The organism is Pseudomonas sp. 14P_8.1_Bac3 (genome assembly GCF_025466085.1).
GTDB lineage: Bacteria > Pseudomonadota > Gammaproteobacteria > Pseudomonadales > Pseudomonadaceae > Aquipseudomonas.
The window spans coordinates 95,250-108,323 of sequence record NZ_JANLOD010000048.1; the positions used below are offsets into that span (position 1 = coordinate 95,250).

Genomic DNA, 13,074 nt, shown 5'->3' on the forward strand with positions numbered 1-13,074 from the left:
CTACATATTGAGCCAGGCCCTCTGCGGTAAATATCTGTTTTAACGTCTCTTATTGTGGTTGTTTCAAAGCGCATACCCATCGGGCAATTGCGCTTTTTTCATGAAAAGTTCGATCTTAAGCTGAGGACTCTTATCAGTTTCAAGGTCGTTTCAACATGGATGTCAAAACGAGTCACACACCATTGCCCACCCTAACGCCTGCCCAACAAGGCGTTTTTTTTGATCTGCTTGAAAAACAGACCCCTGCCTGGCTGCTGGAATCTTCGGATGACCTGCGCAGCGCACTGTATAAAACGATGAAAGCCAGTTACCACACGCGCCGTGCGGCATTGGACGAATTGCGGGCGTTGAAATCCCCGGAAGCCTTTTGCGCGCCGATATTGGCCAAAGCCATGTCGGCCAAGCTGGGTGAGCCCTTTGACGTGGAAGGGGTGATTTTCCAGCACGTCCGCTCGACTTCCAGTCTGCTGGGCCTGCGAAAAAAACTGGTCCTGCCGATTGAACGGGACCTGCTGACGGCCGCCTGCGAAAACTTCGAAGCGTCCGAAACAAAGGCGAGCAACTACCACGACAGTTCATTGATTTATGTGCCGGAGCGCATAACCGGCCAACCCAATAAAGTGCTGTCGATCAATCCCCATGAGTTCGCACAACTGTGTCGTGCTCTCGACCTGGGCAAACACTATCAAGAGCACGTCAAAGCGCTGTTCGGTGACGGCACCCAAGCGGGGTCGCTAGGCGATAAATATGTGGCGTGCGCCAAAGATCAGTTTGAAGTGGCCCGGCACATCGCCCTGATGAAAAAGCACATCGGTACCGACGTGTATCAAATGCTGAGGCTGGTCACGGATGTCACGCCATCGGTAAAACTGGGCAAAAACACGCTGGGTTTTCAGCGTCTGGAAATGTTCGGGGTCAAGTTGAATGGCCCGATGTTCATAGGGCCGGTCAGTGCGCCCGCAGACGAAGATTACCGGTGTGTGGTCTACATCCCGGATGATCCATCGCACCCGTTGAAGGAGTACGCGTCGTTCACCCGCTGCGAAGTGGAGCTGAGCAATCGCCTGAAGACCTCCGAATATCGCAACTTTTTCTTGCGCTTCATCGCTTTGAAAGATCGTGGGCGTTTTCTCAAGGAGCTGGACGCAAGGCTGCTGAATCCACCCAGAACCCCCTTGCCCCCGAAGAGTCTTTACGCCCAGATCACCGGTGTCGATTTGCCGTCGGATGTAAAAACCGATTTGTTTTCGGCGATGTACCGACAGCGAGCGGCTCAGGTCATCGCCGATTCGCGGTTGCTGGTGGTGCCGACGGACGACGAAGATGAGAAAACCCGCCTCGCCAGGCTGGAGACCTACGAAACGATCGGTATCAACATCACGCTGTTTTTTGCCTCGTTCGTGCCGGTCGTGGGCGAAGTCATGTTTGCCGTGGCCGGGTTCCAGTTGCTGCATCAGGTCTACGACGGCATCGACAGCTGGGCGAGGGGCGAACAGGAACAAGCCACCGACTATTTTTTCGATACCCTCGAGAATCTGATTGTGATGGCGGCAGTGGGCGCCGGGGCTGCGGCAGCCGGCAAGGCCTACAAAGCCGTCAGGGCATCGGATTTTGTCCAGGGTTTGAGGACGGTCGCTGTTGCGGACGGTGCTCGCCGGTTATGGAAGCCCGATTTGAGCGCTTACCGCCGGCCCTTGCCCCTGCGACCCGGTATGCCTTTCAGTGAGCAGGGATTGGTCTCGCGCCATGGGCGCCGCTATCTGCCGGTCGGCACGGAAGGCTATGCGGTGCATCCGGTGCCGGACACGGGGCTATGGGAAATCCAGTCGCCGGGGCGTTATTCACCGGTGCTTGAAACCAACGGCGCGGGCGCCTGGCGGCACGCTTCGGAACTGCCTCAGGACTGGAATCTTCTGACTTTGTTCCGCCGTCTGGGTTATCACCAGGCAGAGCTGTCCGACACCCAGGCCTTGCAGATCCTCGCGGCCACCGGTCTCGACGAAAAGCCTTTGCGACAGCTGTACGTTGACCGACGCAAGCCAATGGCGGCCCTGATCGATACTGCGCGGCGCTTTCGCGCGGACGGCGACGTCACGCGTTTCATCGAGCAGATGGGCACGCCGGCCAGCGCGTCGTTCGCCGATGCCGATCTGCAGCTCTATCTGTTGAGCTCCCTGGCCAAATGGCCAAAAAACCTGGCCGTCAGCAGCGTCGATATTCTTCAGACTGAGGTCGCGCGCTATGGCTCAGTCACGGCCACTCGGACCTTGAAGATCAGCGCCGAACAGCTGCGCAAAGGACAGTTCCATCCAGCGATCTGGCAGGCCCTGAGTTCCGAGGAACGTTTGCCGCTATTCGGCACGGCCACCGCCGATAAAACGGCGCAGACCACGTTGCTGACCAGCGCCATCGGTGCACAAGCGCAACAGATGCGGCTGTCGCTCTTTGATCGGCTCATCCGGCGCACCGACGTCGAGCGGCAGGAAAACGCCACGCCCATCCGTCAAGCCTTCCGTGAGCTGCCCGCCAGTGTTGCCGACGAACTGGTCGAGCACGCCGATCTTGGCGAGTGGCAGGAACTGGAGGCGGGACGAGTGCCGCTGCGGCTCGCCGAAGAGGCGCGGCGCTACGTGCAGGTGTTGCGTCTGAACCGGGCGTACGAAGGGCTGTTTCTCGACGCGGTCGGCGACCATGGCACGTATTTGCTGGTGCTTGATGCCCTGGAAAACCTGCCGGGCTGGCCAAAGGATGTGGCACTCGAGATTATGGAGCGGGCCGTGCATTCGGACAGCAACCCCGGAATTGGTCCGAAGGCGCCGCTGCACAAGGTGTACATCGACGCTTACGCCGACCGTTATGAAGCCACCGATGCCCAGGACAACGTCCTGGCAAAACATTCGGGGCGGACCCTTCGACATTTTTTCCAGACGCTCCGCGAGTGCCTGCCTGACCATGCGCGCAAAAGCCTGGGCGTCCAGGTGGACGATGCCGGTATCAACCTGCAACAGAAAATCACCGCGCTCGCCCTGCAACGCCGTGATGCCATCGCCCAGGTCATTGGCATCGAATCGGTACGCGCGGGCTATCGATCGCCGATGGGCCTGGCGGATCGGCCGCTGGAGCATTCGGCCCTGCTAGGCATGTCTGACTCGAACGTCACAGCGCGCCATTCACCTCCCGTCATTCGACGAGCCAGGGAACTGTATCCGTTGCATTCCCTTGCGCAGATCGACCGGTTTCTGGGGACCCTGGGCACGGATAAAGTGCTCGTGCTCAGGGCGCTTGAAAACCTCCGGCAGGAGTACCAGACCATCCGTACGGCGCTGGAACACTGGGTCAATCGTGAAAGTTACTACCAGGACGGCGATGGCCCCAGGCTCAAGGTGCCGCGACAGAGCAAGGCACGGGCGCAACAAGTGATTCTGCGCGCCTGGCGCAAGGAATCCGAAGCCACCCTCGACGGAGCGCAAACGCTTCACCGCCTGATCTTCGATGCGCAGCCGCTGGGTGACATGCCGGTGATCGTCGGTGATTTCAGTCATATCGGCCTCCTCGAAATGAACAATGTGGGGAGCAGTGCAGGGCTGAATGACTTCCTGCGCAACTTCACGCAGCTGAGGGTATTGAGCCTGACCGGTAACGGCTTGACTCGCATCCCGCAAGCGGTCGCCGAAATGCCGCACCTGACGCGCCTGGATGTGAGCGACAACCGGATTTACCTGACAGCCGAAGCGGTCACCGCGCTGGCCAGCAAAACCGATCTGCAGAACCTCAACCTGAGCTTCAATCCGGCCCTGGGCCGAGTGCCGACGGTCACTACCCTGAGCAAACTGCGCCACCTGGCGTTGCGGGGAACAGGGATCGACGAATGGCCGGCGGGAGCAAGCGAACTGCCGGATCTACAGACCCTGGATTTGCGCGACAACGCCATCGTGCAGATCCCGCAGGCCATCTTCGCGGCGCGTTCCGACTTGAACCTTGGCACCAATGTCGACGGTAATCCGCTGTCATCGTCCAGCCTGCAGGCGATCGTGGCTTACCAGAAGTCCCACGGCATCAATCTCGGCGTGACGACCGCCGGTTACCGTCCGGCGATCGTCAGGCAACCGTCACGCGATCCGCTCGGTTCCCGATGGATCACCGGACTACCGGTCACAGAAGTCAACCTCAAACAAACCCTCTGGACCTCGTTGACGGCTTATCCCAATTCCGGAGATTTGTTTTATCTGTTGGGGCAACTGCTCAATACCGTGGACTTCATCCGGCTCCCGGGTGCCTTCTCGCAACGGGTCTGGAACGTGCTCGAAGCCGCGGGAGAAGACGACGCGTGGCGCCGTGCCCTGTTTCAAATAGCCCGAATCGGCCGGGTGAGTGCCGAGGATCCGGCCCGGTTGTTCAGCAACCTGGAGATTCGTGTCCTGTGCTTCCGGGCGACGGCCGCCTCCCGCACGGGCACTCGCTCACTGGAAGGTGAGCTGATTCATTTGATGAGGGGCTTGTTTCGACTGCAGCAGGTTGAACAACAAGTGCTGAAGGACATTGCCACCCGCCCGGGATCGAGCGCATTCACTCGCGCACAGGTGCAGGAACTGAGCCTGGCGTATCGCGTGGGGCTGGCCCGGCGCCTGGATCTGCCTGCGCAGCCAAGAGAAATCAACGTCCGGCTGGACGTCGAGGTCTCTGCCCAACAGCTGGAAAACGCGTATCAGGCCATCATCAAGGCCGAGACGCCGACGGCATTGCTGGCCTCCGCCAATGCCCGGGGCTTCTGGTACGAATACCTGGTGACGGCTTACCAGGGGCAATTCACCGCCATTTCTGACCGCACCACACAAGCCTTGGTGCTCCTCGAAGCGCAGATCGATCTGCCCCGTGCCACCGCCAGCCGACGGCTGAAGGCAATCATTGAAAACGACAGGAACGAGAACCAGCAACTGATCCAACGGCTGACCACCGAGGCCGTCGCCCGACACTCCGGGCTGGCGATCCCCGGTCCGTCCACCCGTGCAACTGATCTGCCAGGAGCGAGCAGCGATGAATAAATTGCCTGAGACAACTTCGGCACCGCGCCTGAGTGACGAACTGCGCGCGGTAGTCGAGACCGCGCTGCCACAGACTCCGGCCCAGTATGGCGCGCAGGCGATCCGGGAAAAGTGGGGCCCAGACCTTGATCCGCAGACTGCGCAACTGGTGACGCTGCATTACGACTACTGGCTACACGCCGGGCACGACGGCCGCCACCAGGGCCGAGTGGCGAGTTCGCAGTCCCTGGTGCAGGTGCTGTTGTCCGACTACCAGACCGTGGGGGATGGTCGCTTCGGCGAAACCGGCTTCGGTTTCTACACGCCACCGGACGTGGGCCCCGCCGTGAGCATCGTCGAGGGCCCCGAACCGACGGATGACCACCGTACGTATGAAGGCATTTATCGGCACACGGTGCCGCAAACGTATGGGCCGCACACGCAGATCGCGGTGAGACCGGCCGACTTCAAGCAATGGGTCTGGACGCTGTTTTTCGACGAGCTGTATCAGGCCTACGTCGATAAGGCCTGGCCGTCCGACGAGGTGATCCTCGGGGCCAAGGCTGTTGCGTTGAGAACGTCGACCAAAGCCGGCTTCGTCATGGCAGCCTGGCTGCAGCGTCATGAGAACGGCTTGACTCGAAAGGGCCTGGAACTGGCGATGCAGGCGGCCGGCCTGGCGTCAGGGCAGGCCTGGGATCGGCTGACCATGGCTCAACTTCAGGCGCCGACGCATGTGCCTGCGCAGATCGAAGTCAGCAGGCTCAGGCTCTATCGGTACACCGCCACGGATATCTGGTGCTATCGCCACCGCGACACCGGCAGGACCTTGATGTACGTGCCGGGCAACTCCTCACCGCTGCATGAGTTTGCCGATCTCGGCCATCTGCGCCGTTGGGTCGTGAATCAGGGCAAAGCTGCGGAAACCCGACAGGCGCTGGCATCGCACTTCGCCGACGACGATCGCCGCGACGGCAGCTTTCACGCAGGCGTCCTCACCGCGCTGGAGGGCATGGCGATTTACCCTGAGGAACATCGGCTGACCAAACAGGCGGGTTTCTTCAACAACGACGGCTACTGGGATCCCGCCGACTACATCGGTTTCGACCTTGCGCCCTTGGGCACCGATCCGTTTGCGCAACTGGTGCTGACCATGAAGCAGACGGCCCAGGCCAGCGTCAAAACCATTCGCAACGATGCCCAGGTCAACCGCGACAATTTGGGCGCGGTCATCGAGCCGATCGTCCTGTGGGTCAACCGGTTCGGTCCCCTGGCGTTATTCGTTCCCGGAGGCGAAGGCGTGATGGCCCTGGCGGGGCTGATTGACGCCGGTTATGGACTGGATCAGGCCATCAACGGTGACGACTCCAGCCAACGCGCTCAGGGCGTAACCCGCATGGTGTTCGGCTTGCTCAATGCGTTGCCGCTGGCAGCGGGCGTTGCCACGGTCGGTCGCGAGGGGGTGGAAGAGGGCACATCGATCGAAGAGGAAGCCGTTGGCCAGACCGTGTCGGCCCCGATTGCCGATGGGGTGGTGCGGGCGCCGTTGACGCGTGTTGACCTGTTGCGCGGCGTCGGCGCTCCGGCGGGTACGTTCAGTGACGAGGTGCTGGCGCAAATCGGCCGGGTCTGCGCCGTCGATGACGACATGCTGCGCCTGATGCAGGCCGGGCGCGCACCGACGCCGTTGCTGGCGGACACGGTCGAGCGTTTCCGCATCGATCAGGATGTCGCCGGGCTGGCCGATTCGCTGGCGGCCCGCAGTGAGTTGTTCAACAGCCGTTACCAGCTCCTGCAAAAATCCGGACACGAGTGGGTGCGGTTGTTTCAGCGGCAATATCCCGGTTTGCCCAAGGCCGCGGTGGAACAAATGCTGGATCGCTACGGCGTCGACTTCACCGCAGCGCCGGACGCTGCGCAGGCCCGGCACCTGTTTCGGCAACTGGACAGCAAGGCCCGTCAGTATCAGCAGCATGTGCGTCTGAATCGGGCGTATGAAGGGCTCTATCTGCGCTCGGTCATCAGTCCCGAGTCGGACACGCTGGCTCTGCACTCGCTGAAAAACCTGCCGGGATGGCCTAAAGGCGTGCGCATCGAAGTGCTCGACGGTTCGAGCGAAGGTCGGGTGCTGGATCGCAGCGGTCCTCTGGGGGCAATGGATTGCCGGCGCCTGATCAGGACAACGAATGGCTATCAGCCTTATGGTCTAGCCACTGAGGCCAGTGTCAGTGTGTATGACGCCATCGCCGATGTGCTCTCCGAGGGTGAGCGTGCCGCGTTGCACCTGTTGGTCAACCAGCCCGGAAAGGCTTTGCAACTCAGGATCGGGGAGCACCTGATCTCCCGTTCAGAACTGGCCCTGGGTCTGGGCCGAATGGATTTCGGGTTGACCTTCGAAGCGCAGGGATTGAGAGGCGGCGTGTTCCCGGATACACCTCAAGGAAATGCCTTGACCCGGGGCATGATGAGGTTGCAGGTCAGGGAGATCTATCCCGAGTTTTCCGATGGCGATGCCGAGGCGCTCTTGCAGCAATTGGGAGAAGGGGTGCAAGCGCATGTTGACCGGGCGAGGGTGCAGCTGCATCAACTGTGTGTGGATCTTGAAAAGTGGATTGATCTCGTCGCGCGGGATATCCAAGTGATGGACGTCCCGCTGTTGCAGATGGGCGATCCCGGGACCGAGGAACTTACCGTGACAGAGGTCGGGCAACGGAATGCCCGGCGGGTGCAGGCGGCAATGGAATATGAGCTCGATGCTCGAACCGAACTGGGTAACGAACTGATCGCCATCCTGCGAAAACGTGCGCCTGAACAGGACAGCCATTTCTCGGGGGATCATGTTGCCGGTTACACGGTCGACATGAACCATGAAGACTTTCATCGATTGCCTGTGTTGAATGTACGGTTCGATGATGTGGTCGGACTGAACCTGAAAAGATTCCACCTGTTTGAACAAACGACTCTTAATGGGTTTCTGGAGCATTTTCCGAATCTGCGCAGTCTGGATCTGGAAGGAACCGACCTGCGAATGCCGAATGCCGATGGCGTAGAGGAGAGTGTATTGCCTCCGGCAATTCCACAGCTACAGCATCTCGCCAATCTGAACTTGTGCTCGACCAGTCTGACACTCCAAGAAAATACCGCCGCGCAATTAAGTTCGCTGGTAAAACTGCGATCGCTGGATTTGAGTAATAACCCGTTAAATGTTCCGCCCGTGCTGATAGGAATGGATCAGTTGCAAGTACTGAAACTTAACGATACCGGTATTAGCGTCTGCCCCGTCGGCATCATGGATCACCCGTACATGACAACGCTGGACCTGAGGAATAACCAGATCCGTCGTGTTCCCCAAGCGATTCTGAATCAAGCCATCGCCAGGGACCGCGTGTTGTTGTGGAACAACCCCCTGACCGATGAGGACACCCTGCGGCGGCTGGTCAGGCATCGGGAGCGAACCGGCCTTAACCTGTGGCTCAAGGCAGCCGGCCCGGACTACGCAGGCCCGGCAGTCTGGTTGAACGGGGCCGAGCCTGCGTTGCGGGAGGCCCGGCTACAGGTCTGGCAGCGGATCGCGCTGAAACCTCGTGGCATGCGGTTGCTGGGGTCGATGAATACGTTGACCCTCACTGCGGATTTTCAGGTCAATTACCTCGATCTTCAGGCCCGCGTCTGGCGCCTGTTGACCGAGGCTGATGCCTCGGACGAATTGTGGGGGCGATTGAACCAGAACACCCCGATGCCTGAGGGCGCGTTGGATAGCCCCTACGCCGTGTTCACAGCGCTGGAAGACAGGGCGAGGCTTTATAACGATTGGGTGGCATTGGGGCGACCGTTCCCGGTCGAATAAGGCGGGCGCGCCGTTGCATGACAACAAAGCCCTGATCCCGTTTGGGATCAGGGCTTTGATTTTTCACGCCTGCAGGTTTTGCGTAAGCTGCTTAGCGGCGGCGGAACAACGGTAGCGGTTCGTCGGTGGCGGCCTGATAGGTCACCGAGAAGTCCTTCAAACTTTCCAGTGCTTCGTACGGATCTTTGTCAGCGCGGATGGCAAACGCGTCGAACCCGCAGCGGTGCAGGTAGAACAACTGGTCACGCAGCACATCGCCAATCGCCCGCAGTTCGCCTTTGAAACCGTAACGGTCACGCAGCAGGCGGGCGTTGGAGTAATTGCGACCGTCGGTGAAGGCCGGGAAGTTCAGGGCGATGACCTGGAAGTTGTCCACGTCTTCGCCGATTTCTTCGGCTTCTTCATCAGCGTCCAGCCACACGCCCAGGCCGCCATCGCGGGCCTTGAGCATGCGCCCGTGTTCGCGCCACAGCGCCAGCGGCACGATCAGATCGTCGCAGTTGCTGATCTCGTCGATGTTGAAGTCCTTGGGCAGCAAGTGCCAGGTTTCGTCGACGACCTCGTTGTTCTTAATGATTCGCTGCATAGACGCGCTCCTTGAAGAGGTCGATGCCAATACGCTGGTAGGTGTCGATGAAGCGCTCGTCTTCGGTACGTTGTTCGATGTACACGTCGATCAGCTTCTCGATCACGTCAGGCATGGCTTCCTGGGCGAAGGACGGGCCGAGGATCTTGCCCAGGCTCGCATCGCGGCTGGCGCTGCCGCCCAGGGAGACCTGGTAGAACTCTTCGCCTTTCTTGTCCACCCCGAGGATGCCGATGTGGCCGACGTGGTGGTGGCCACAGGCGTTCATGCAACCGGAGATGTTCAGGTCCAGCTCGCCGATGTCGAACAGGTAGTCCAGGTCGTCGAAACGGCGCTGGATCGATTCGGCGATCGGGATCGACTTGGCGTTGGCCAGCGAGCAGAAATCACCGCCAGGGCAGCAGATGATGTCGGTCAGCAAACCAATGTTCGGCGTGGCGAAGCCTTGCTCGCGCAATTCGCCCCACATGGCGAACAACTGGCTTTGTTCAACGTCGGCCAGAATGATGTTCTGCTCGTGGGAGGTGCGCAGTTGGCCAAAGCTATAGCGGTCAGCCAGATCGGCCACGGCGTCAAGCTGCTTGTCGGTGATGTCGCCCGGCGCAACGCCGGTCGGCTTCAGGGACAGGGTCACGGCGACATAACCCGGCTTCTTGTGCGCCAGGGTGTTGCGGGCGCGCCAGCGGGCGAAGCCTGGATGCTGCTTGTCGAGTTCGGCCAGTTCGGCGGTCTGGTTGTCCAGCGCCTTGTAGTCCGGGTCGACGAAATGCTTGGCTACGCGATGCACTTCGGCTTCGGTCAGCGTGGTCTGGCCACCGCGAAGGTGTTCCATCTCCGCGTCGACTTTTTGCGCGAACACTTCAGGTGTCAGGGCCTTGACCAGAATCTTGATCCGGGCCTTGTACTTGTTGTCGCGACGGCCATAGCGGTTGTAGACACGCAGGATGGCGTCGAGGTAGCTCAACAGGTCTTGCCACGGCAGAAATTCATTGATGAACGCGCCGACCACCGGGGTACGACCCAAGCCACCACCGACCAGCACACGGAAACCCAGTTCGCCGGCGGCGTTGTGCACCGGCTCGAGGCCGATGTCATGGACTTCGATGGCGGCACGGTCAGAGGTCGAACCGTTGATGGCGATCTTGAACTTGCGCGGCAGGTAGGCGAATTCCGGGTGGAACGTGGTCCACTGGCGGACGATCTCGCACCATGGGCGCGGGTCGATCAGCTCATCGGCAGCGACACCGGCGAACTGGTCGGTGGTGACGTTGCGCAGGCAGTTGCCGCTGGTCTGGATCGCGTGCATCTGCACGGTGGCCAGTTCAGCGAGGATGTCCGGGATGTCTTCCAGCGCCGGCCAGTTGAACTGCACGTTCTGGCGGGTACTGATGTGGGCATAGCCCTTGTCGTAGTCGCGGGCAATTTTGGCCATCATTCGCGTCTGGCGCGAAGTCAGCTGGCCGTAAGGCACAGCCACCCGCAACATGGGGGCGAAACGCTGGACATAAAGCCCGTTCTGCAGGCGCAAGGGGCGGAATTCTTCTTCGCTCAGCTCGCCTGCCAGATAGCGTCGGGTCTGATCACGGAACTGCTTGACGCGGTCCTCGATGATCCGCTGATCGTACTCGTCGTATACGTACATATAAGTCCTGTTCTCAGGCTTGGGCCGGTCGGATCCAGTTGCGTTTTTCGCCTTGAAGTCTCCGATACTGCCTCGGCAATTCTGCGCGCACGGCCGCGCACTCCCTACGGAGCCGGGGCAAGATACCAGTTTGGAGTTATGCGCAAAAGTGATGTTTGAATATATGCAAAGAACCAAAACGACTAACGAGAAACGTTATTGGTAAACCCACATTTGTGGTGCGGGCAATCCTCGTCTTTACTCTGGTCGAGTCTTTCTGCAATCACCGATAAAACCGACAAGAGGCGATGCAATGAGCAATCCTACCAAAGCTTCAAAGCCTGACAGTACGGTCGATGCCTGGGCCATTCTGTTTCTGATCATTCTGGTCGTGGGCACCGCGGTATTCTGGGTCAGCCATCAATAACCGACCCGTCCGGGCCTGTGTCCGACGATTGTCGGACAATTTGCGGAATAAACCCCGTTTTACGGGCGTTCGCTGGCTATAATGCGCGGCGAATTTCCGGGGGCTCGGACGATCAATGTTGAAGTTTTTCTACACCTTCCTGCTGATGCTGGGCACGGCGTACGTGCCTGTAGCGCGCGCGGAATCGGTGTTGTTCCTCAATCCCGGAAAGGTCGACGAAGCCTTCTGGATCAACTATTCGCGATTCATGCAGGCGGCCGCCACGGATCTGGGGATCGACCTGCGGATTCTCTATTCCCGACGCATGCCCGAGCTGACGTTGGCGCAAGCTCGCCAGGCGCTGCAAGGTCCTGATCGTCCGGACTATCTGGTCTTCGTCAACGAACAGTACATCGCCCCGCAGGTGCTGCGCATGGCTCAGGGCAGCGGGGTGAAGCTGTTCATGGTCAACGCGTCGCTGACGGCCAATCAGCTGAGCTTGCTGGGCGAGCGACCTGATCGCCTCGGCAGCCTGGTGCCGAATGACGAGGAGGGCGGTTACCTGATGCTCAAGGAGCTGATTCGTCAGCATGCACCCGTGGCGCCGGGTCAGGTGATCGAGCTGCTGGCGTTCTCCGGGTTGAAGATCACGCCGTCGGCGCATTTGCGCGAAGAGGGCATGATGCGCGCGTTGGCCGAACATCCCGAAGTACGTTTGCGGCAACTGGTCTACAGCGGCTGGACCCGGGAGCGCGCATACGAACAGGCGAAGTTGTTGCTGCGACGCTACCCGAATGTGTCGCTGATGTGGTCGGCCAATGACGAAATGGCTTTTGGGGCCATGCAGGCCTACGCGGAGACGGGCGGCGTGCCTGGAAAAGGTGCGTTGTTCAGTGCGGTCAATACGTCTACCGAGGCCTTGCAGGCAAAGATCGATGGAAGGTTGAGCGTCTTGTTGGGCGGCCATTTCACTTTGGGCGGCTGGGCGCTGGTGGAGTTGCATGACCTGGATCGCGGGGTTGATATCAGCCAGTACGGCGGCCGGGATCAACTGATTCCGCTGCTGCAAGTGGTCGACAAGGCCACGGCCAGGCGCATGCTGGCCATGGGGGAATCGCCGGACTACGGGGTGGATTTCCGTCGACTGTCAGCCAAGGGCCGCCCCACGTCCTATCGCTATCCGTTCACCCTGCAAACGCTGATGCGCTAAACCCCGGCCAACATCAGCACCAGCTGCACAATGCCGTAGAGCGACAGCGCGAACACGGCAGTGAACAGAATCCCCAGCATCACGAAGTGGCTGGGCTTGCCGTGGGTGAAATCCCGTGCCCGGTTCTTCCCGCTCTGCACCCCGAATGCCGCGGCCATGACGCTGTGCAGCATTTGCCAGAAGGTCGGCGGCTTGTTGTCGACTGGATCGTCCATAAACCCCTCGTCACGGATGTGTGAGTGGTAAGCATAGACAATCCCGCCAGATTGGAGGGTGGTTTGGCCCTGTGGATGCACCCGCCCCCCCCTGTAGGAGCCAGCTTGCTGGCGATGGACGAAAGCGCGCCGCGTTGAACCAGGCAAAACGCGTCATCGTTAACGATC

Annotated in this window: 6 protein-coding genes; 3 read left to right on the top strand and 3 right to left on the bottom strand. The window is 60.1% G+C overall.

What is annotated here, in order from left to right; genetic code table 11:
- Nucleotides 1–155: 155 nt before the first annotated feature.
- Both NTD84_RS13320 and NTD84_RS13325 read left to right on the top strand, forming a co-directional pair.
- Entirely contained in the window at nt 156–5,042 is a 4,887-nt protein-coding gene (locus tag NTD84_RS13320; RefSeq protein ID WP_262166114.1) for a dermonecrotic toxin domain-containing protein, read from the top strand.
- The gene (locus tag NTD84_RS13325; protein WP_262166116.1) at nt 5,035–8,868 is read left to right on the top strand and encodes a dermonecrotic toxin domain-containing protein; all 3,834 of its coding nucleotides are present in this window, start codon (nt 5,035–5,037) and stop codon (nt 8,866–8,868) included. The genes NTD84_RS13320 and NTD84_RS13325 overlap by 8 nt, the downstream gene beginning before the upstream one ends.
- A gap of 91 nt (nt 8,869–8,959) precedes the next feature.
- Here the strand turns inward: NTD84_RS13325 and NTD84_RS13330 are convergent, their stop codons facing one another.
- Nucleotides 8,960–9,454, bottom strand: coding sequence for a DUF934 domain-containing protein (locus NTD84_RS13330; RefSeq protein WP_262166119.1), 495 nt, complete (start codon nt 9,452–9,454; stop codon nt 8,960–8,962).
- Nucleotides 9,438–11,096, bottom strand: coding sequence for a nitrite/sulfite reductase (locus NTD84_RS13335; RefSeq protein ID WP_262166121.1), 1,659 nt, complete (start codon nt 11,094–11,096; stop codon nt 9,438–9,440). Before NTD84_RS13335 ends, NTD84_RS13330 begins: the two co-directional genes overlap by 17 nt.
- A 521-nt stretch (nt 11,097–11,617) precedes the next feature.
- On the opposite strand from NTD84_RS13335, the gene NTD84_RS13340 reads away from it, so the two are divergent.
- Nucleotides 11,618–12,691 carry an ABC transporter substrate-binding protein gene (locus NTD84_RS13340; protein WP_262166122.1) on the top strand — a complete coding sequence of 358 codons (1,074 nt, stop codon included), beginning with the start codon at nt 11,618–11,620 and terminating at the stop codon, nt 12,689–12,691.
- Here the strand turns inward: NTD84_RS13340 and NTD84_RS13345 are convergent.
- The gene (locus NTD84_RS13345) at nt 12,688–12,906 is read right to left on the bottom strand and encodes a DUF2970 domain-containing protein (protein ID WP_262166124.1); all 219 of its coding nucleotides are present in this window, start codon (nt 12,904–12,906) and stop codon (nt 12,688–12,690) included. The genes NTD84_RS13340 and NTD84_RS13345 overlap by 4 nt on opposite strands.
- Nucleotides 12,907–13,074 lie beyond the last annotated feature (168 nt).

What these genes read in the sequence shown, in the direction of transcription:
- NTD84_RS13340 (WP_262166122.1), top strand. Translation starts at nt 11,618, where the DNA reads ATGTTGAAGTTTTTCTACACCTTCCTGCTGATGCTGGGCACGGCGTAC.
- NTD84_RS13325 (WP_262166116.1), top strand. Translation starts at nt 5,035, where the DNA reads ATGAATAAATTGCCTGAGACAACTTCGGCACCGCGCCTGAGTGACGAA.
- NTD84_RS13320 (WP_262166114.1), top strand. Translation starts at nt 156, where the DNA reads ATGGATGTCAAAACGAGTCACACACCATTGCCCACCCTAACGCCTGCC.
- NTD84_RS13345 (WP_262166124.1), bottom strand. Translation starts at nt 12,906, where the DNA reads ATGGACGATCCAGTCGACAACAAGCCGCCGACCTTCTGGCAAATGCTG.
- NTD84_RS13330 (WP_262166119.1), bottom strand. Translation starts at nt 9,454, where the DNA reads ATGCAGCGAATCATTAAGAACAACGAGGTCGTCGACGAAACCTGGCAC.
- NTD84_RS13335 (WP_262166121.1), bottom strand. Translation starts at nt 11,096, where the DNA reads ATGTACGTATACGACGAGTACGATCAGCGGATCATCGAGGACCGCGTC.